This is a genomic window from Bacteroides finegoldii DSM 17565 (assembly GCF_000156195.1).
Taxonomy (GTDB): Bacteria; Bacteroidota; Bacteroidia; order Bacteroidales; family Bacteroidaceae; genus Bacteroides; species Bacteroides finegoldii.
This window is the reverse complement of sequence record NZ_GG688317.1, coordinates 355,554-375,399: the sequence shown is the minus strand read 5'-3', so window position 1 is coordinate 375,399 and position 19,846 is coordinate 355,554. Positions and strand designations below refer to the sequence as shown.

At 40.8% G+C, this 19,846-nt stretch carries 17 protein-coding genes and 2 pseudogenes; 13 read left to right on the top strand and 6 right to left on the bottom strand.

Features of this window, described 5'->3' with window-relative positions; all coding sequences use genetic code 11:
- Positions 1–283: pseudogene (locus tag BACFIN_RS0219325) on the bottom strand (DDE transposase); the annotation flags it as partial.
- 159 nt (positions 284–442) lie between these two features.
- On the opposite strand from BACFIN_RS0219325, the gene BACFIN_RS21395 reads away from it, so the two are divergent.
- On the top strand, positions 443–694 hold the full coding sequence (locus BACFIN_RS21395) for a DUF4143 domain-containing protein (protein ID WP_316929368.1): 252 nt from the start codon (positions 443–445) through the stop codon (positions 692–694).
- Positions 695–735: 41 nt separating this feature from the next.
- Here BACFIN_RS21395 and BACFIN_RS17760 read toward each other — a convergent pair whose 3' ends face one another.
- Complete coding sequence (locus tag BACFIN_RS17760) at positions 736–1,290, bottom strand: 3'-5' exonuclease (protein ID WP_007748302.1); 555 nt, start codon at positions 1,288–1,290, stop codon at positions 736–738.
- A gap of 74 nt (positions 1,291–1,364) precedes the next feature.
- On the opposite strand from BACFIN_RS17760, the gene BACFIN_RS17765 reads away from it, so the two are divergent.
- Both BACFIN_RS17765 and BACFIN_RS17770 read left to right on the top strand, forming a co-directional pair.
- Positions 1,365–2,189 carry an AraC family transcriptional regulator gene (locus BACFIN_RS17765; RefSeq protein ID WP_007748300.1) on the top strand — a complete coding sequence of 275 codons (825 nt, stop codon included), beginning with the start codon at positions 1,365–1,367 and terminating at the stop codon, positions 2,187–2,189.
- Between the two features lie 81 nt (positions 2,190–2,270).
- Positions 2,271–2,687 (top strand): pyridoxamine 5'-phosphate oxidase family protein, encoded by a 417-nt coding sequence (locus BACFIN_RS17770; RefSeq protein WP_004321324.1) that lies wholly within the window; start codon positions 2,271–2,273, stop codon positions 2,685–2,687.
- Between the two features lie 67 nt (positions 2,688–2,754).
- Here BACFIN_RS17770 and BACFIN_RS0219320 read toward each other — a convergent pair whose 3' ends face one another.
- A complete protein-coding gene (locus tag BACFIN_RS0219320) occupies positions 2,755–3,030 on the bottom strand; it encodes a putative quinol monooxygenase (RefSeq protein WP_004297114.1) in 276 nt (91 codons plus the stop codon).
- 110 nt (positions 3,031–3,140) lie between these two features.
- Entirely contained in the window at positions 3,141–3,575 is a 435-nt protein-coding gene (locus BACFIN_RS0219315) for a hypothetical protein (protein ID WP_022276569.1), read from the bottom strand.
- 529 nt (positions 3,576–4,104) lie between these two features.
- On the opposite strand from BACFIN_RS0219315, the gene BACFIN_RS17775 reads away from it, so the two are divergent.
- The 5 genes and pseudogenes from BACFIN_RS17775 to BACFIN_RS17790 all read left to right on the top strand — a co-directional run bounded on the left by BACFIN_RS17775 (position 4,105) and on the right by BACFIN_RS17790 (position 11,472).
- On the top strand, positions 4,105–4,722 hold the full coding sequence (locus BACFIN_RS17775) for an HU family DNA-binding protein (RefSeq protein ID WP_032839114.1): 618 nt from the start codon (positions 4,105–4,107) through the stop codon (positions 4,720–4,722).
- Between the two features lie 81 nt (positions 4,723–4,803).
- Positions 4,804–6,515: pseudogene (locus tag BACFIN_RS20435) on the top strand (ATP-binding protein).
- Positions 6,516–6,668: 153 nt separating this feature from the next.
- Positions 6,669–7,208 (top strand): flavodoxin family protein, encoded by a 540-nt coding sequence (locus BACFIN_RS17780; protein ID WP_007748281.1) that lies wholly within the window; start codon positions 6,669–6,671, stop codon positions 7,206–7,208.
- 117 nt (positions 7,209–7,325) lie between these two features.
- Positions 7,326–8,129, top strand: coding sequence for an MBL fold metallo-hydrolase (locus BACFIN_RS17785; protein ID WP_007748279.1), 804 nt, complete (start codon positions 7,326–7,328; stop codon positions 8,127–8,129).
- Positions 8,130–8,166: 37 nt separating this feature from the next.
- Positions 8,167–11,472 carry a S41 family peptidase gene (locus BACFIN_RS17790; protein ID WP_007748277.1) on the top strand — a complete coding sequence of 1,102 codons (3,306 nt, stop codon included), beginning with the start codon at positions 8,167–8,169 and terminating at the stop codon, positions 11,470–11,472.
- A gap of 77 nt (positions 11,473–11,549) precedes the next feature.
- On the opposite strand, the gene BACFIN_RS17795 is transcribed toward BACFIN_RS17790, so the two are convergent.
- Positions 11,550–12,014 (bottom strand): hypothetical protein, encoded by a 465-nt coding sequence (locus tag BACFIN_RS17795; protein ID WP_007748275.1) that lies wholly within the window; start codon positions 12,012–12,014, stop codon positions 11,550–11,552.
- Between the two features lie 213 nt (positions 12,015–12,227).
- Positions 12,228–13,985 carry a 1-deoxy-D-xylulose-5-phosphate synthase gene (locus BACFIN_RS17800; protein ID WP_007748274.1) on the bottom strand — a complete coding sequence of 586 codons (1,758 nt, stop codon included), beginning with the start codon at positions 13,983–13,985 and terminating at the stop codon, positions 12,228–12,230.
- Positions 13,986–14,303: 318 nt separating this feature from the next.
- On the opposite strand from BACFIN_RS17800, the gene BACFIN_RS17805 reads away from it, so the two are divergent.
- The 5 genes from BACFIN_RS17805 to BACFIN_RS17825 all read left to right on the top strand — a co-directional run bounded on the left by BACFIN_RS17805 (position 14,304) and on the right by BACFIN_RS17825 (position 19,841).
- Positions 14,304–15,437 carry an OmpA family protein gene (locus BACFIN_RS17805; RefSeq protein WP_007748273.1) on the top strand — a complete coding sequence of 378 codons (1,134 nt, stop codon included), beginning with the start codon at positions 14,304–14,306 and terminating at the stop codon, positions 15,435–15,437.
- Between the two features lie 201 nt (positions 15,438–15,638).
- Entirely contained in the window at positions 15,639–16,712 is a 1,074-nt protein-coding gene (locus BACFIN_RS17810) for an STM4015 family protein (RefSeq protein ID WP_004326675.1), read from the top strand.
- A 3-nt stretch (positions 16,713–16,715) separates the two neighbouring features.
- Entirely contained in the window at positions 16,716–17,726 is a 1,011-nt protein-coding gene (locus tag BACFIN_RS17815) for an STM4014 family protein (protein WP_007748270.1), read from the top strand.
- Complete coding sequence (locus BACFIN_RS17820) at positions 17,713–18,567, top strand: STM4013/SEN3800 family hydrolase (RefSeq protein ID WP_007748269.1); 855 nt, start codon at positions 17,713–17,715, stop codon at positions 18,565–18,567. The genes BACFIN_RS17815 and BACFIN_RS17820 overlap by 14 nt, the downstream gene beginning before the upstream one ends.
- Positions 18,564–19,841, top strand: a complete 1,278-nt coding sequence (locus BACFIN_RS17825) for an STM4012 family radical SAM protein (protein ID WP_007748268.1) — start codon at positions 18,564–18,566, stop codon at positions 19,839–19,841. The genes BACFIN_RS17820 and BACFIN_RS17825 overlap by 4 nt, the downstream gene beginning before the upstream one ends.
- Positions 19,842–19,846: the final 5 nt, after the last annotated feature.

The window sequence follows — 19,846 nt, the reverse complement described above, 5'->3', positions numbered from 1 at the left end:
AATGAATATTACCGTTTAAATGCTCAATCAGTTGTGCATCGGAAAAGTTGGTATAGGACTTCAAGACCATCAAGGCTATTTTACCTTCGGGAGAAAAATAACTTTTACGACCCAAAGCAGAGGACTTCAAATGCATTTGTCGGGCCAGTTCCGAGAAAGGGAATAGAGAATGGAGTCGACCTAATTCACTCGTTGCAAAACTTTGACGATATTTTTTAAGCATATCGAACTCGGTAAAACCTAAACAAGGTTCGATTTCTGAGATTTTTTGTATCTTTACCATGTGTTTTTATTTTAGATTACCCCCGTTTTGGCCGTCAAACCGTTTTTTGGGGGGAATGCTTAAAGATACAAAAAAGGCAACTAATTCGCAATGAAGTAGTTGCCTTAAATTTTATTATTTTAGGAATATCCCTATGTAGAATCAGCAGTTGGTGCCTATATTGTAAGTCAGGCACAGATTTGTGATTACAAGGCTTATTATTGGCGTGATAGCCACGATGAAGTTGACTTTGTGCTTCATAGAAGAGGCAAGACAATCGCCATCGAGGTTAAAAGCGGAAGACGAACCACCAACAATGGCTTGCCTAAATTTGAAAAAGCTTATCATCCGTATAGGGCCTTTGTGGTCGGTTCCGGAGGCTTATCCTTTGAAGAGTTCCTATCAATAGATTTGAATTTACTCTTCAAGTAGGCGTATAACAAAAATTTGCCCATTCAAAAAAAGAAAGAGGCTTACCTGTCATCGGGTAGGTCTCTCGTTTTCCTCCTACTCGATTTTGTTTTTTTCGGTTCGGGAATGATAAGCAAAGCTATTTGTGCGCAAGCTTCAGCATCTGCCAATGCGTGGTGATGGTTGGTCAGGTCATATCCGCACCGGGCGGCTACTGTGTGTAATTGATGATTCGGGAGTTCTTTTCCAAACACTTTTCTTGAGGCGCGGCAGGTGCAATAGAATTTATATGGAGGATAAGTCATTCCATACAGTTCATGAACCGCACGAAGGCAACCCTCATCAAAAGGGCTGTTGTGAGCTACCAGTGGCAAACCGTCTATCAGCGGTTTGATTTCCGCCCATACTTCTGGAAAATCATCCGCTTCTATCGTGTCATCGTACGTGAGTCCGTGGACAGCTGTCGTCCATTGGGTATAGTAGTTGGGGGCAGGACGAATCAAACGATAGATTTTGTTTATAATCTTTCCTTCCTTTACAATGACAACACCAACACTGCATATGCTAGTACGTTTGCCGTTGGCTGTTTCAAAGTCGATAGCAGCAAAATTCCTCATTTATTTTTTTATTTTGAGATACAAATGTATGAATTAGAATTTATTCTCTCTATATTTGTTTGCAAAATATATCCATGTATACAGAATATCAGCCTTCTCATTTACTTGTTCCCTATATTGATAACTATTGGGAGTTTAAAGGTAATCCGGATTATGGTATGCGCATCCATATTCTGCCGGATGGTTGTACCGATTTTATATTTACGCTGGGAGAGGTGGCTAATGCTGTTGAAGAAGGGAGTCTGATTATGCAACCCTATCGTTCCTATTTTGTAGGACCTATGACAAAATATTCGGAACTCGTCACTTATACAGAATCGATTCACATGTTTGGCGTTCGTTTTTTACCTTGTGGTTTGTCTTGCTTTACAAACCTGCCTCTACACGAATTTGTGAATAGCAGAGTCAGTACTAATGAGATGAAGGCTGTTTTTGATGACACTTTTATTGAAAAATTAGGTGAGCAGAAGCATGTCACAGATCGAATACGAGTAGTGGAAGAATATTTGCTGGCATATTTGGCGCGTCATTATCAGCCTGCCGATTCTCATGTCGCTATGGCAGTGAACATGATTAATCATTCCAAAGGAAAACGTTCAGTTCGCAGCTTGATGGATGATGTCTGTTTGTGTCAGCGCCATTTTGAGAGAAAGTTCAAGCATTATACCGGATTTACTCCTAAAGAATACAGCCGTATTGTTAAATTTAAGAATGCTGTGGAATTGTTGAGAACCACAACATCAGCCAATCTGTTGACTACGGCAGTTGATGCAGGATACTATGATTTAGCGCATTTTTCAAAAGAGATTAAGTCGATGTCCGGCAATACTCCTGCGTCTTTTCTTTCCCTAACCGTTCCGGAAGAAACCACACTTACTTATATCGAACCACAAAGATAGATTAGGTAAAAGTCGCTTTTTTACAATAGAATGGGAAGATATGCCGTTACCTTTGCAAGGTTAATAAAAAACAATCAATTTATGACCACAAAAACAATGAAAGAGAAAGCAACAGAATTGTTGCAGAGATGTGAAGTAGTTACCCTTGCTTCTGTGAATAAAGAAGGTTATCCCCGTCCTGTGCCGATGAGCAAAATCCTGGCAGAAGGAATTTCCACTATCTGGATGTCTACCGGAGCAGATTCATTAAAAACAATTGATTTCTTATCGAATCCGAAAGCAGGATTATGCTTTCAGGATAAAGGAGACAGCGTAGCGTTAACGGGGAAAGTGGAAGTTGTGACTGACGAAAAGATGAAGCAGGAACTTTGGCAGGACTGGTTTATCGATCATTTTCCCGGTGGTCCCACTGATCCCGGCTATGTCTTGTTGAAATTTGAATCGAATCACGCAACTTATTGGATTGAAGGAACATTTATCCATAAGAAACTCGACTAATTCTACTCGGAAAGATAGTGAAATAGTGAATTTAACGAGGCTGTTCGAGAACAGCCTCGTAATTCATTTAGAATTCAAATTTTTCCAATTTCATTTCAGCCAATTTCTGAATGATACCTACATATTGAGCGAAATGGGGAGATTTTTCGTGTGCTGCCAATACTTCGGCATTCTGCCAAGTTTCGCAAATCATGAAAACGTCAGGACGCGTGCTGCTTTCGAAAGTATCATAAGCAATGCATCCTTCTTCTTTTAAAGAACAGGCAGTCAGTTCTTTTGCCGCTTTTATTGCTTCTTCGCGGTTGGATTCGTTTACACGAACAAAAACATTTAATCTGATCATAGTCTTTTTTATTAAATAGTTAGAATTTACTTTATCACGTTCTTGTGAATAAATCACGGGCAAAGATAACATTTTTGTGTATTTCCTAATTGTTTGTTCTTCAAAATTTACTACTCTTTGTCTGACGCCAAAGACAATAATAACATATTCCAAGCCTTTATCCCCATGAGATAAGGAAATTCTTGTGTCTGAGTGATTCTGACATTAACTTCCGGCAGTACACAATTGCCGATTCGAATATTAAACAGATGCACAGTGAGACTGTCGTTTACTGTATTCTCCTTTAGTTGCCTTATGGTTTCTTCTCCGCCTATTTCTTCGGTTGTCAGTACTCCCGCTTCATGCCATGCTAATACACCTTGCGGAGAGACAGTGAATTCACTATCTTCATCTGATAGTTGAAAACAGGTTTTACTACCGTTCACTATGACAGATACAAGTTTTCCTTTATCAGTAATTTCCATAGGAAGTTCGAGCGTCTTATCTTTTCCCTGAAAGGTATATACAGGGTGTTTATTCGATTCAATAGCCCGGATTTCCGACATAACTTTCGCTGTTTTTATTTTCTCTCGATGTTCTCTTATACGTCCGTTACGAGATTTGCATCTGAAGAGTATCAGCAGACATAGAAGTAAAATGAATATGAGTACAGAGACTAAGTAATCTTTGCATTTTTCTCGGAGTCTATTTAGAGAGGAAGAAGATTTTCTCATTGTTGTTGCTTTTAAATCACCCGATGTTGCAGCACCAGATATGAAAGGCTTATTTCCCATAAGCCTCAACTGTTAATTCAAGCAAAGATAAGTAATATCTCTATTACTAACCATGTTTTTGCTTAAAACTTAATGGTTGTATCTCATAAAGTTATATCTTTGTATGCGATGAATTAATCGTCTGACAGTTGTTGTACTTTCGTCTGACAATTGTTATCTTTTCGTCTTACAGTTGTCATACGAAAAAGATACAGTTGTCAGACGATTAATTTTATATAGACTGATGATTAAAGTTTAATGAATAGAGATTAAATCTATGCAGTAGAAGTAATAAATGTATGAACTAATAAAAAATATGCTTATGAGTGCCCAATATGATTTGTATGAAACGCCGGATCCTGCTAATACCGGTGAACAAAAGCCACTACACGCCCGTATCGTTCCAAGCGGAACCTACTCGAAAAAAGAGTTTCTGGAACGTGTGTCCCGTTCTTCCCAGACTTTTAATTATAATGTTATAGATGCGGTGGTAGGAGTGGTGATAGACGAACTGGCTGAGGCTCTATCAGAAGGATATACCATCGAACTTGGCGAGCTTGGTTATTTTAGCATCTCTTTGAAATGTACGCATAAAGTAATGACTAAACGTGAGATTCGTGCCGAATCAATCTGTTTTGATAATGTGCATTTGCGCACTTCCAAAGAGTTCAAAAGGAAGATTAAGCGTGAAATAGAGTTGGAACGTGTGGATAAATCCAAACACTCTTCTCAAAAAGTGGAATTTTCTATGGAGCAACGCCAACAGCTTTTACAGGAATTTCTAAAGAAAAATGGTGGTATTACCCGATTGGAATATAGTAGCCTGACCGGACTTTCCCGGCTGAAAGCAATAGATGATTTGAATACTTTCATTGAGAAAGGGATTCTTCGTAAACGTGGAGCTGGAAGAACCGTGTTTTATGTTTGGCAACAAGAGTAATAACAATCAATTCAAAGATTTCTTCTTGTTATTGCTAACAATTTTGTACCTTTGTTTGTCTATAGAAAAAACAGTAGGATTATGGCAAGTATAACAATTCCTTATGCAGTAGCAGATTTCATAGAAATGCGTGAACGTGGTTTTTATTACGTAGATAAGACCCAATATATAGCTAAGCTTGAAGATTATAAGGCTCCTGTATTTCTGCGTCCCCGTCGCTTTGGGAAGAGTTTGTTAGTCTCTACTCTAGCTTGCTATTATGACCGTACGAAAGCGCATCGGTTTGAAGAATTGTTTGGTGACACGTGGATTGGAACCCATCCGACAAAAGAACATAACCGTTATATGATAATCCGTTATGACTTCTCCGCAATGGTAATGTCAGACCATATTCAAGGGCTGGCACAGAATTTTAATGACTTGAATTGCGGTCCGGTAGAAGTAATGGTAGCACATAATCGTGATTTGTTTGGTGATTTTGAATTTAGCAATCGTGGCGATGCATCTAAAATGCTGGAAGAAGTGCTTACTTACGCCCGCTCTCACGAATTGCCTAAAGTCTATATTTTGATTGATGAATATGATAATTTCACCAATCAATTACTTACTGCCTATAATGATCCACTCTATGAAGAAGTTACTACTAATGACAGCTTTCTGCGTACTTTTTTTAAAGTAATTAAAAAGGTATTGGTGAAGGTAGTATCCGTACTTGTTTTTGTACAGGTGTGCTGCCTGTCACTATGGATGATTTGACTAGTGGATATAATATTGCAGAGATATTGACTCTTGAGCCTAATTTCCTGAATATGCTTGGGTTTACATACGAAGAAACTGAAACATATCTACGTTATGTGCTTGATAAGTATTCTACAGGACAGGATCGCTTTGACGAAATATGGCAACTAATAGTGAGTAACTATGATGGTTATCGTTTCCGTCCGAATGGAGATCGGTTATTCAATGCCACTATCCTTACTTACTTCTTCAAGAAATTTGCAGCCAATGCCGGTAGTATTCCGGACGAATTGGTAGATGAAAATCTACGTACTGACATTCATTGGATTCGTCGGTTGACTCTTTCGCTGGATAATGCGAAAACGATGTTGGATGCATTGGTAATTGACGATGAATTGCCTTATAATGTGGCTGATCTTGCTAGTAAGTTTAATAAGAAAAAGTTTTTTGATAAAGAGTTTTACCCCATTAGTTTGTTTTATTTGGGAATGACGACGTTGAAGGATAAATTTGTAACCACATTGCCTAATATGACGATGCGTAGTGTATACATGGACTACTATAATCAACTGAACAAAATAGAAGGCAATGCACAACGTTATGTTCCTGTGTATCGGCACTATGATTCCAATCGAAGCTTAGAACCACTCGTTCAGAATTATTTCGAACAATATTTGGGACAATTTCCAGCACAAGTTTTTGATAAGATCAATGAAAACTTTATCCGGTGTTCTTTCTACGAACTGGTATCGCGTTATTTAAGTAGTTGTTATACCTTTGCCATCGAACAGAATAATTCTGTAGGCCGATCAGACTTTGAAATGACCGGTATTCCCGGTACAGATTACTATACGGATGATCGTGTGGTCGAATTTAAATATTATCGTATGAAAGAAGCTGAAAAGATGCTTGCGCTTTCCGAGCCTCTTCCCGAGCACGTGGAACAGGTGAAAAGATACGGTGAAGACACTAAGAAAAAGTTTCCTAATTATAATGTACGGACATATGTGGTGTACATTTGTGCTAATAAGGGATGGAAATGTTGGGAAGTATGAGACTTCGTTGTTTTGCGGTTACTCTGCTGATGTATATCTGTAATTCGGGTATCTTTCTCTGTAATTTGTCTACATTCGATATACTTTTATTTCCATATTTTTGCAAAGTGAATCATTGATAAAAGGATTCGGAAAATATAAAATAGTAAAGTTATGGCTAAAAAAGTTCTGATACTTTCGTCCAGTCCACGCAGAGGTGGAAATTCGGACGTACTTTGTGATGAGTTTATGAAAGGTGCTCTTGAAGAGGGTAATGAAGTGGAAAAGATTTTTCTGAAAGATAAGACGGTACATCCTTGTACGGGGTGCAGTGTTTGCAGTATGTACGGAAAACCTTGTCCGCAGAAAGACGATGCGGCTGAGATTGTGGAGAAGATGATTGCCGCCGATGTCATCGTAATGGCAACACCGGTTTATTTTTATACTATGTGCGGACAAATGAAGATGATGATCGATCGCTGCTGCGCACGGTATACGGAAATAAGCAACAAGGAATTTTATTTTATCATTGCGGCAGCTGAAAACAGTAAAGCGATGATGGAACGCACTATTGATGGTTTTCGTGGGTTCCTCGATTGTCTGGAAGCACCGCAGGAAAAAGGGGTTGTCTATGGGGTAGGTGCTTGGAAAGTAGGGGAGATTAAAGATACTCCACATATGAAGGAAGCCTACGAAATGGGAAAACGTATTTGACGAAAACCAATTATTTTAGTAGATAATAGTCTGGATTGTTTGTTCTGCTACGGAATTGTTATAATTTTGTGGCAGAACTTTTTGTCATGTGCAATATCTATCTAAAAGTACATTATTATGAATTATAAAATAACCACTCTGGTGGAGAATTGCGTTTATGGGCGCAAGCTACAGGCAGAGCATGGGCTTTCTCTTTATATTGAAACGGCAGAACATAAATTACTCTTTGATACAGGTGCATCGGATTTATTCATTAGCAATGCCCGTCTGCTTCACATCGACTTGCGGGAAGTAGACTATCTGATACTCTCTCATGGGCATAGTGACCATACGGGAGGTTTGCGCCATTTTCTGGAATTGAATACCATTGCAACAGTTGTGTGCAAGCGTAGCATTTTCTTACCTAAATTTAAGGATGATCGTGAAAATGGAATTAAGCATACCGAAACGTTTGACTTATCCCGTTTTCGCTTTATTGACCAACGGACGGAATTGCTTCCGGGAGTTGTCTTGTTTCCCTCGATAAAAATCGAAGATAAGGAAGATACTCATTTTGAACGGTTCTTTGTTCAACAAGATGACGGCAACAAGATTCCCGATACTTTTGAGGATGAACTGGCGGTGGCGCTGGTCAGCGATGAAAGTTTCTCTGTGCTGAGTGCCTGTTCCCATCGAGGAATCACTAATATATTGCGAACGATACGGAACGCATTTTCCGGTCTCCCTTGTGAGCTGCTTTTGGGCGGTTTTCATATCCATAATGCGGAAGAGCAAAAATATCATGTGATTTCAGATTATCTCCAACGGTATATGCCTCGTCAGATAGGAGTGTGCCATTGTACGGGAGTAGACAAGTACGCTTTTTTCTGTAAGGATTTTGGTGACAGGATATTTTATAATCACACAGGAAGAGTTATTTAGAAGGACTGTTTTAGACATAAATATAGACTAATTAAATATGAAGAAACTTATCACTTGTTTATCGTTTGCGCTGGCCGCAGTATCCGTCGGCTATGCTGCTGTAACTCCTTTATGGATGCGCGACGCGCGTATTTCGCCCGATGGAAGCGAAATAGTCTTTTGCTATAAAGGCGATATCTACAAAGTATCCGCACAAGGAGGAACTGCCGTCCAATTAACAACACAAGCCTCTTATGAAGCCAATCCGGTCTGGTCGCCCGATGGAGAGCAGATTGCTTTTGCCAGCGACCGCAATGGGAATTTTGACCTTTTTATTATGTCTGCCGATGGAGGTGCTGCCCGGAGACTGACTTATCATTCTGCTTCGGAAATTCCCTCCACCTTTACACCGGATGGGAAGTATGTGCTTTTTTCCGCTTCCATTCAAGATCCGGCAACCAGTGCATTGTTTCCTACAAGTGCTATGACGGAACTGTATAGAGTGCCTGTCGAGGGGGGGAATACCGAACAAGTCTTGGGTACTCCTGCCGAATGGGTTTGTTTTGACAAGGCCGGGAGTAATTTCCTTTATCAGGACCGTAAAGGGTTTGAAGACGAATGGAGAAAACACCATACGTCATCCATCGCAAGAGATATCTGGCTGTACGATACTCAAACAGGAGAACATACTAATCTGACGAACCGCGACGGGGAAGACCGTAATCCGGTTTACGCTCCCGACGGGAAGTCTGTGTATTTTCTGAGCGAACGTAATGGAGGTTCATTCAATGTATATTCTTTCCCATTGAATGCTCCGCAGCAAGTGAAGCCTGTAACGACTTTCCGTACTCACCCGGTGCGTTTTCTCTCTGTCAGTGATAAGGGAACCTTGTGCTATGCATACGATGGGGAACTTTATACGCAACTGCCGAACTCCCGTCCGCAAAAGGTGAAAGTGGAACTTGTCCGTGATGATGACAAGGATATCGCATCATTCAGATTCTCACAGGGAGCTACTTCCGCCTGTGTTTCTCCGGATGGCAAGCAGGTAGCGTTCATCGTTCGTGGCGATGTTTTCGTTACGTCAACTGATTATCCGACAACTAAGCAGATAACCAATACACCTGCCGGAGAATCGGGCCTTTCGTTTGCTCCGGACAATAGGACGTTGGTGTATGCCAGCGAACGGACAGGCAACTGGCAACTGTATATGGCAAAGATTACACGTAAAGAAGATCCTAATTTTCCCAATGCAACTCTTATTGAGGAAGAGGTGTTACTCCCCTCTAAAACAGTGGAACGCAGATATCCGCAATATTCTCCGGATGGGAAGGAGATTGCCTTTATCGAAGACCGCAACCGTCTGATGGTACTCAATCTGGAGACGAAGAAAGTACGTCAGGTGACGGATGGATCTACATGGTACAATACAGGGGGCGGGTTTGATTATGAATGGTCGCCGGACGGCAAATGGTTTACGTTGGAATTTATAGGAAACCGTCATGATCCGTATTCTGATATCGGTATTGTCAGTGCGCAAGGAGGAGCAATCACTAATCTGACAAATAGCGGTTATATGAGCGGTTCTCCGCGTTGGGTACTTGACGGGAACGCTGTTCTTTTCCAAACGGAACGCTACGGGATGCGTGCCCACGCTTCGTGGGGTTCACAACAGGATGTTATGTTGGTATTCCTGAACCAGGATGCATACGATCGTTATCGGTTGAGCAAGGAGGATTTCGAATTACTCAAAGAGTTTGAAAAGGAACAGAAGAAGGCGAAAGAGAAAGACGAGAAGAAAAAGAATGAAAAGAAAAAGGACGCCGGTAAAGATAAAAAGAAAGATGGAGATAAAGATGGAGACAACGGTAAGTCCGACAAAGATAAGGAAAGTAAAAAAGAGATTGTAGTAGAGTTGAAAGGTATTGAGGACCGCATTGTCCGCTTGACACCCAATTCTTCGGATTTAGGTAGCGCCATTGTCTCGAAAGACGGACAGAACCTCTACTATTTTTCTGCTTTTGAAGGTGGTTATGACCTTTGGAAAATGAATCTTCGTGAAAAGGAGACAAAGCGTCTGCATAAGCTCAATACCGGTTGGGTTTCCTTATCTATGGATAAAGATGGAAATATATTCTTGTTGGGCAGTAGGAATATGCAGAAGATGGATGCAAAGTCGGATGCGTTGAAACCGATTAGTTATCAAGCGGAGATGAAGATGGATTTGGCTGCCGAACGGGAAGCTATGTTTGACCATGTATATAAGCAACAGCAGAAACGCTTCTATAACTTGAATATGCACGGAGTGAATTGGGATGAGATGAGTGCGGCTTACCGTAAGTTCCTTCCTCATATCGACAATAACTATGATTTTGCCGAATTGCTGAGTGAGTGGCTGGGCGAGTTGAATGTATCCCATACCGGAGGCCGTTATTTTGCCAACGGTAAGGGAGATGTTACTTCTAATTTGGGGCTTTTGTTCGATTGGGAATATCGGGGAAAAGGCATGAGAATTGCTGAAGTGATAGAGAAAGGTCCGTTTGATCATTCCCGTACCAAAGTAAAGGAAGGATGCATTATTGAGAAAATCAATGGACAGGAAATTTCTCAGGAAAATGATATTACTGTTTTGCTGAACAACAAAGCAGGCAAGAAAACATTGATTTCACTATACGATCCGCAGAGTAAAGAGCGTTGGGAAGAGGTGGTTATGCCTATTTCCGGTGGACGTTTAAACGGACTGTTGTATAACCGTTGGGTAAAACAACGTGCTGCGGAAGTGGAAAAATGGTCGAACGGAAGATTGGGATATGTGCATATACAGTCTATGGGTGACGGAAGTTTCCGTACTGTCTATTCTGATATTCTGGGTAAATATAACAACTGTGAGGGGATTGTCATCGATACTCGTTTCAACGGTGGAGGCCGACTGCATGAAGATATTGAAATTTTGTTCAGCGGGCAGAAATATTTTACGCAGGTAGTACGTGGGCGTGAAGCTTGTGATATGCCGAGCCGTCGTTGGAATAAACCTTCCATTATGTTGCAATGTGAAGCGAATTACTCGAATGCGCACGGTACTCCTTGGGTATATAAATACCGGAATATCGGCAAGCTCGTTGGTATGCCTGTACCGGGAACGATGACCAGTGTTTCTTGGGAGACTTTGCAGGATCCTTCGTTAGTATTCGGTATTCCTATTGTCGGTTATCGTTTGGCTGACGGTAGCTATCTGGAAAATTCTCAGTTGGAGCCTGATATTAAGGTGGCTAATAGTCCGGAAACTGTTGTAAAGGGTGAGGATATACAATTGAAGGCAGCAGTTGACGAATTGTTGAAAGAGATTGATAGTAAAAAGAAATAGATTCGCTATAGATGAGGGGTGTACCATAATTCATTATGACACACCCCTTATTCTTTTATATAGTTAATGGTTCCGGTTTATTCTTCTTCATTCTCTTCTTTATTTTTCTTTCCTAGTCCTAAAAGGCCGAAAATGAAATCTTTCAGATAGCTTATTATGCCGATGACTACTAAAGCGGCAAATCCATAGAAAAGAATACTGCCACCCCATTTGTCCCAAAATGTAGGAGTGGGGATAAGGCTGCTCAGTTCTTCCACATTCAAGTCTTTTTTAATGACTTCTGCGTATTCGTCTGAAATTTCATAATAAGTGTCGGGCTTCGATTCTGAGAAGAGTACTAAAGTACGTTTTCCGTCTTCTTCGATGTACCCTAAATCCAAATGAGCGCCTTCATCTGTTTTGTAATAAGAACTATCCGGAAGAGCGGCAACTTTCGGGATACTGTTGTCTACCGGAATTCTGATTTTCATACGTGCTTCGGCATTGCTCACGAAAAGTCCGGCAATGACAGTCAGGATAAATAGAAATTTTTTCATAATCATAAAATATAAAGATTTAATAATGTGTAGTTGTTAGTCGCAATCACAATTAATCTGTTTTTGTGTTCCAAAGATAAATGAAAAATATGAAAACCAAACAATTGTTTTGTTTTTTATTTGATTGAATAGTTGAAAAATAAGAATAGGTTGATGTATACTGTCTGTTATGACAATTACATCAACCTATAAGAGTATATAGTGAATTGGTAGTATGCTTTATCTGATAAGTGCAGTGATATCTTCTACAATCTGTTCATCCGTCAGGTGATTGGCACGAAGAAATTCCTGTAGATCATAACGGTCTACAAATTCTTTTTTGGCTCCGTAATTGAGAACTTTCATGTCGGAAGTGCCATAATAGCGGCTAATCTTTTCGCCGAATCCACCATCCAAGACACCATCTTCTAACGTGATTACTAATTCATGGTCGGCTTTCAGCTCATTCATGAGCTCGCTGTCTATTCCGGTGATGTAACGCGGATTGATGAGTGTCGCGTCAATATTTTCTTTTTCTTTTAGGAGTGATGCGACCGACTGTCCTAATCCATAGAATGAGCCTAAAGCTACAATTGCGACTTTCGAACCGCGATGAGTGACTTTATAGCGATTAAGAATGCTGTAATCGGAGTCCACCGGCTCTCCGCAACTAATAACCTCGGTAGCCGGAACACGGATGGCAACAGGGTGTTCATTTTGACGGATGCTCCATTCTAACATGGCAATATATTCTTCTTTGCAAGTCGGTGCCAGATAAACCATATTGGGAATATTACTGATGACCGGAATATCGAAGAAACAGAGATGTGTCACATCATTCATTCCGGATAATGTACCCCAGAATACGAGCAGGACAGCTGGATTATTGTTGATGCAGAGGTCTTGTGAAAGTTGGTCGTAAGAACGTTGGATAAATGTACTGTAAACTCCATAAACCGGCTTTCCACCGTTGGCTGCAATGCCCGAAGCAAGTGCTACCGCGTGTTCTTCAGCAATACCTACATCTACGAATTGTTTGCCTGCTTCTTGCCGACGGTCCGGAGTAAAGCCCAGAACAGCGGGAGTGCCCGAAGTAATTGTTACTACACGCGGGTCTTCTTTCATCTTTTGCAGCAGGTATTGGGCGGTTACTTCGCTATAATCTTCTTCTTCATCGTTTACTTTGGCTTCTCCGGTCTCCGGATTGAATGGAGTACGCCAATGATAAGTCTCTTTATCTTGCTCGGCACGTGCATAGCCTTTACCTTTGAGAGTATTGATGTGTACTACTATCGGATGTTGGATATCTTTTATTTTAGAGAAAGCTTCGATTAATGCCTGTACATTGTTGCCATCATTTACATACATATAATCCAGTCCCATAGCTTTGAAGAAGTTACACTCACATTGACCGTTGCTGTCACGTAATTCTTTTAGATTCTTGTATAATCCGCCATGATTCTCGGCAATAGACATTTGGTTGTCATTGACGATGATAATCATGTTGGTACCCAGCTCTGCCACATAGTCCAACCCTTCGAATGCTTCACCGCCACTTAAAGAACCGTCGCCTATGACAGCTATGATATTTTCATTACCGCCTGTAAGGTCACGTCCTTTTGCCAGTCCGCTGGCCAGGCTGACGGAAGTAGAGGTATGTCCGATGATAAAGAAATCGTGCTCACTTTCTTGCGGTTCGGTATACCCTGATACATTGTCGTATTTGGTCGGATTGAGGAAAGCATCTTTACGACCGGTCAACATCTTGTGTACATAACTCTGGTGCGATACGTCAAATACAATTTTGTCTTTGGGCGAGTTGAATACATAGTGTAGGGCAATTGTCGTTTCTACCATTCCGAAGTTGGGGCCGAAATGTCCGCCATGTTCACTTAGCTTTTGCAGAAGTGCGGCACGGATTTCACCGCTTAATTTATCAAGCTCTTCAATCGATAGTTTTTTTACATCTTCAGGCGAATAAATATTTTCTAAATACATACCAAACAGTTTTTATAAATAATCTTTTTACTTATTTCTTTATGACATTGCAAAGATACGGCAGAATTTGTGATTTACTTGTATATGAATTACGGATTAACTTACCCCTATTACTGTTCTTTTTCATTGGAAGAGTGTCTGTCTTTATCTTTCTAAAAAGACAATAGATGTTAATTAGGCTTTTGCCTTGTGAACTAATATTTGATACAATATGTTGTTTGAAGTAAATAAAGAACTTAATTATGAACTAAAAAATTAGACATGGCTAAACCAAGCATATCTAATGATTTAGCAGGTAAAACATAATATTTTAAACTTATGATTATGAGAAAATCTATTATTCTATTAGCTTTTGTATTGGGTGGATTTACAGCAAATGCCCAATCTGTCGTAGAAGGTACAAAATTAACAGACAACTGGTCTGTAGAACTAAAAGCGGGTGCGGTAACCCCTCTCACCCATAATGCTTTTTTTAAAGGGATGCGTCCTGCGTTCGGAATTGGAATATCGAAACAGTTAACTCCTATTTTCGGATTAGGGTTTCAGGGTATGGGATATGTTAACACGACCCAAAGTAAAACAGCTTTTGATGCTTCGGATGTCAGTTTATTGGGTAAGGTGAACTTGATGAATCTGTTTGCTGGTTATAACGGTACTCCTCGTCTCTTTGAGGTGGAAGCGGTAGCTGGAATGGGCTGGTTGCACTATTACGCAAGTGGTGATGGAGACGAAAACTCTTGGTCTACCCGCTTCGGATTGAACCTGAATTTTAATTTGGGTGAAAGTAAAGCATGGACAGTGGGGCTTAAACCAGCCATCGTATATGATATGCAAGGTGGCTTCCCGGAGTCAAAGAGCCGTTTCAATGCCAACAACGCAGCGTTTGAGTTGACAGCCGGATTGACATATCACTTTAAGACAAGTAACGGAACACATCATTTTGCCAAAGTGAGAGTATATAATCAAACCGAAATTGACGGACTGAACTCTTCAATCAATGCACTTCGTGCAGATGTAAACAACAAAGATGGTGAGATCAGCAATGCAAACCAACGTATCAACGGATTGCAGGAAGAACTTGAAGCATGCCGCACAAAAGTGGTTCCGGTGGAGACTGTAGTGAAAACTGCCCGTGTACCCGAATCTATCATTACTTTCAGACAAGGTAAATCGTCAGTTGACGCTTCACAACTTCCTAATGTGGAACGTGTAGCTTCTTACCTGAAGAAATATGCTGATTCTAAAGTGGTTATTAAGGGATACGCTTCTCCGGAAGGTAGTGTTGAAGTGAATGCCAGAATTGCCGCAGCACGTGCAGAAGCTGTAAAAACGATCTTGGTCAACAAGTATAAAATCAGTGCATCTCGTATCACTGCTGAAGGTCAGGGTGTAGGCGATATGTTTACTGAACCGGATTGGAACCGTGTAAGTATATGTACTATTGAAGATTAAACTGATATATTACAGAAATAGAATAATGAAGGCTGCCCCAAAAGGCAGCCTTTGTTGCATATCTTGGGTTGTATTTTTGAATACTCTGAAAGTTTAGTAAACAGATTTCTTTGTACATTACATAAAATGGTTATTTTTGCAGGTATTGTTCATGCGCGTTCTGTGTTGAGTGTGCAAATATCAACCATTAAAAACTGTATTATGAAGAGAGTATTCGTTTTTCAAGATTTTAAATCGCAGAAATTCTGGAGCATAGAGGTAGTCGGAACAGATGTTACTGTAAATTATGGTAAGTTGGGGACCGACGGACAAACACAAGTGAAAAACTACGCAACGACTGAAGAAGCTGAAAAAGCAGCCGGCAAACTGATTGCGGAAAAGACCAAAAAAGGGTATGTAGAAACTGCTGAAGAAACTGCACGTGAAATGAAAGTGGAAGCCAAGAAATATACTTTGAGTTATGATGAGTATGAAAACAATGTGAATCTTCTGGATAAGATATTGAAAGATAAACATCTCTCTGAATATAAACAAATAACAATCGGTTGTTGGGATTATGAGGGTGGCGACTGTTCTGCCTTATTACAGGGAATGATTGAAAATAAGGAGAAGTTCGCACAAATAGAAGGCTTGTTCTGGGGAGATATTGAGCAGGAAGAACAGGAGATTTCATGGATTGAACAAGCTGATATTAGTCCGCTGCTCGATGCCATGCCTAAATTGAAAGATCTGAAAATCAAAGGAACCAATAATCTGCGTTTGGGAAAGACTTCACGGCCGGAGTTGCGGTCACTCGAAATTATCAGTGGTGGCCTGCCTACCGAAGTGGTAGAAGATATTCTTGGTTCTGATTTCCCCAATCTGGAAAAACTGATTCTATATGTTGGTGTGGAAGATTATGGATTTGAAGCTGATATTGAGATATTCCGTCCATTGTTCTCCAAAGAACGTTTCCCGAAGCTGACTTATCTGGGGATCGTCAACTCTGAAGAACAGGACAAGATTGTAGAAATGTTCCTGGAGTCGGATATTCTTCCCCAACTTGAAACAATGGATGTTTCGGCTGGTACTCTCAAAGATGAAGGTGCCCAATTATTGCTGGATAATATGGATAAGATCGCTCATTTGAAGTTTATCAATATGCGCTATAATTATTTGAGCAAGGAGATGAAGAAACAGTTGCAGAGTCTCCCTATGAAAATAGATATTGCTGAAACTGAAGAGGCAGATGAATATGATGGTGAATTGTGGTATTACCCGATGATTACAGAATAGGAGATGCAGATAATCGTTGTCAGCAACTTTCTGTCCAAACGTATAGAATACTTTATTGAAGCAGGCAAACACTTGCAGGTGGAAGTTCGTTTTATGACTTACGGGGAACTTTTTAACTGCTTGCCGCAACTACGGCAGGCAGTTATCAAACTGGAACCTTGTGTAAGCGATGAAACGAATTTCCTGAAATATGCGCTGTTGAATCAGGCATATAAGGAGACACTGCAACGTTTAGGCGAGATGAGGTTATCTGATGACGTGTGCTTTTTGAATACTCCCCATGCTTTATTACGTGCTCTTGATAAAAAGGAAACTAAACAAGTGTTGATGGACAGAGGGTTGAAAGTGACTCCGATGTTACCTTCTCCCCGTTCTTTTGATGAGTTGAGAGAGCTTCTTACCGGTTGCGGGAGAGGATGCTTTTTAAAACCCCGTTACGGTTCGGGGGCGGGAGGCGTTATGGCTATTCGCTATCAACCCAACCGGAATAAATGGGTAGTCTATACTACCTTGCAACAAGTGGATGGAGTCATTCATAACACTAAACGTATCAACCGTTTGAGTACGGAAAAAGAGATGATCCCGTTGGCGGAAGCTGTGATGCAAACAGAAGCTATTTTAGAAGAATGGATTCCTAAAGAGCAGTTGCAGGGAGAGAATTATGATCTTCGGGTAGTGTGCCGGGAATCTGAAATTGATTATATCGTTGTGAGATGCAGTAAAGGAAGCATAACCAATCTGCATCTGAACAATAAGGCACATTGGTGGAACGAATTGTCTTTGCCGGAAGTAGTGCGGCAACAAATCTATTTTCAGTGTCAGGAAGCGGTTCAATCTTTGGATTTGCAATATGCCGGAGTGGATGTACTGATAGAGAGAGGAACAGATATTCCTTATATAATAGAAGTCAACGGACAGGGAGATCATGTGTATCAGGATATGTTTGCTCATAATTCTATTTATATTCAACAGATAAAAAACATAAAAAAGAGATATAACCATGCAAATAGATGAATTGTCGGCTGGCGAACAGACCCAAAAACCGGATCTGGATATGAATCAGGTGGTGGGTACTCATGATATATTGATGCTTTGCTTTGATACCTTGCGTTATGATGTTAGCAAGGAGGAAGAAGAGGCAGGAAGAACACCGGTACTGAACAGTCACGGAGGAGAATGGGAAAAAAGACATGCACCGGGAAATTTTACTTGCCCGTCTCATTTTGCCATCTTTGCAGGATTTCTGCCTTCTCCGGCGGAACCTCATTCGCTACGCAGCCGTAAGTGGTTGTTTTTCCCTGTGCAAGCTGGTACGGGACGTATTCCGCCTGCGGGAAGTTATCCGTTTACGGAAGCAACTTTTGTGCAAAGCCTTGCCAATGTAGGTTATGAAACGATTTGTATAGGAGGGGTGAACTTCTTCAGCAAGCGTAATGAACTGGGGCGTGTGTTTCCCGGTTACTTTACTAAAAGTTATTGGCTGCCGACCTTTGGATGCACGGCACCCGATAGTACTGAAAAACAAATTGATTTTGCATTGAAGAAACTCGAAAACTATCCGGAGGACAAACGGATTTTTATGTATATCAATTTTTCTGCTATTCATTATCCGAACTGTCATTATGTGGAAGGCAAAATGAAGGATGATAAGGAATCACACGCTGCCGCGCTGCAATATGTCGACAGTCAGTTACCCCGTTTATTTCAGGCCTTTCAGAAACGGGGAAATACGCTGGTGATTGCTCTTTCCGATCATGGCACTTGCTATGGAGAGGATGGATATGAATATCATTGCATATCTCACGAAACGGTTTATACAGTCCCTTACAAACACTTTATTTTAACGAAAAAATGAATCAACCGCTACCACGATATGTAGACTATATGTATAGTTACCCACATAAAACTGCTTATCGTTCTTTTCCGTCCCCGGTTTCGCTGGTTCCTTACCTGAAACAGGTGGAAGGACAGAAAGCATCGCTTTATTTCCATATTCCTTTTTGTAGTCATAAATGTGGATATTGCAACCTGTTTTCTCTGCAAACAAATCGTGCGGATTATATCGCAACTTATTTGGAAACTCTTCACAAGCAGGCGCAACAGTTGTCTCCACTCACTACCGGACTGGCATTTGATAGTTTCGCCATTGGAGGAGGCACACCGTTGCTCCTCACTGTTCCTCAACTGGAATACTTACTGGATACAGCTGTCTTATTCGGAGTGTATCCTTCACATACCTTTACTTCCGTAGAAACATCGCCGGAATATGCCGATCCTGCCCGTTTGGACTTATTGAAGCAAGCAGGAGTGGCTCGTGTGAGTATTGGCGTACAGAGTTTCCTTGACGAAGAATTAACTGCTTTGAAAAGACGTCCCCGGCGAGACATGATTAATCAGGCGCTGGAGGCTATTCGGAAGAGACAATTCCCGTTTTTTAATATTGATTTGATTTACGGAATCAAAGGACAAACTGTGGCCAGCTTTCTTTATTCATTGGAACAGGCTCTTCTGTTTCAGCCTAACGAACTCTTTATCTATCCGCTATATGTACGACCGGGAACGGCTATCACGGAGCGGGAATCCGACGATGTCTGTTTTCAGATGTATTGTGCCGCTTGTGATTTGTTGAAAGACAGAGGTTTTCTACAAACTTCGATGCGACGTTTTATTCATCATCCGTCTACTGATGCGGAAATCTCATGTGGGGATGAAGTGATGCTGTCGTGTGGCTCCGGCGGACGCAGTTACCTGGGTAATTTGCATTATGCCACCCGCTATACTGTTTGTCAGCGTTGTATTGCCGGAGAGATAGATGATTATATGGGCACTACTGATTTTACAGTGGCTCGTAATGGATTTATTCTTTCTCAGGAAGAACGGCGACAACGTTTCATCATTAAAAATCTGATGTATTATATGGGGCTTGATAAGGCCGAATATGAGCGTCGTTTTGGAGAATCACCGGATAATGTGATGTTGTTCCGACAGTTAGCTGAACGGCAATGGATAGAAAATACGGATAACGGTCGTATTTGTCTGACTTCCGACGGAATGGCATACTCCGATTATATTGGTCAGTTGTTCATTACTCCTGAAATAAGAGAACTGATGGAAACTTATTCTTATTGAACGAA

Excerpts from the sequence above, each read along its gene's own strand:
- BACFIN_RS17760 (WP_007748302.1), bottom strand. The coding sequence starts at position 1,290 with ATGAGGAATTTTGCTGCTATCGACTTTGAAACAGCCAACGGCAAACGT.
- BACFIN_RS17765 (WP_007748300.1), top strand. The coding sequence starts at position 1,365 with ATGTATACAGAATATCAGCCTTCTCATTTACTTGTTCCCTATATTGAT.
- BACFIN_RS17770 (WP_004321324.1), top strand. The coding sequence starts at position 2,271 with ATGACCACAAAAACAATGAAAGAGAAAGCAACAGAATTGTTGCAGAGA.
- BACFIN_RS0219320 (WP_004297114.1), bottom strand. The coding sequence starts at position 3,030 with ATGATCAGATTAAATGTTTTTGTTCGTGTAAACGAATCCAACCGCGAA.
- BACFIN_RS0219315 (WP_022276569.1), bottom strand. The coding sequence starts at position 3,575 with ATGTCGGAAATCCGGGCTATTGAATCGAATAAACACCCTGTATATACC.
- BACFIN_RS17775 (WP_032839114.1), top strand. The coding sequence starts at position 4,105 with ATGAGTGCCCAATATGATTTGTATGAAACGCCGGATCCTGCTAATACC.
- BACFIN_RS17780 (WP_007748281.1), top strand. The coding sequence starts at position 6,669 with ATGGCTAAAAAAGTTCTGATACTTTCGTCCAGTCCACGCAGAGGTGGA.
- BACFIN_RS17785 (WP_007748279.1), top strand. The coding sequence starts at position 7,326 with ATGAATTATAAAATAACCACTCTGGTGGAGAATTGCGTTTATGGGCGC.
- BACFIN_RS17790 (WP_007748277.1), top strand. The coding sequence starts at position 8,167 with ATGAAGAAACTTATCACTTGTTTATCGTTTGCGCTGGCCGCAGTATCC.
- BACFIN_RS17795 (WP_007748275.1), bottom strand. The coding sequence starts at position 12,014 with ATGATTATGAAAAAATTTCTATTTATCCTGACTGTCATTGCCGGACTT.
- BACFIN_RS17800 (WP_007748274.1), bottom strand. The coding sequence starts at position 13,985 with ATGTATTTAGAAAATATTTATTCGCCTGAAGATGTAAAAAAACTATCG.
- BACFIN_RS17805 (WP_007748273.1), top strand. The coding sequence starts at position 14,304 with ATGATTATGAGAAAATCTATTATTCTATTAGCTTTTGTATTGGGTGGA.
- BACFIN_RS17810 (WP_004326675.1), top strand. The coding sequence starts at position 15,639 with ATGAAGAGAGTATTCGTTTTTCAAGATTTTAAATCGCAGAAATTCTGG.
- BACFIN_RS17815 (WP_007748270.1), top strand. The coding sequence starts at position 16,716 with ATGCAGATAATCGTTGTCAGCAACTTTCTGTCCAAACGTATAGAATAC.
- BACFIN_RS17820 (WP_007748269.1), top strand. The coding sequence starts at position 17,713 with ATGCAAATAGATGAATTGTCGGCTGGCGAACAGACCCAAAAACCGGAT.
- BACFIN_RS17825 (WP_007748268.1), top strand. The coding sequence starts at position 18,564 with ATGAATCAACCGCTACCACGATATGTAGACTATATGTATAGTTACCCA.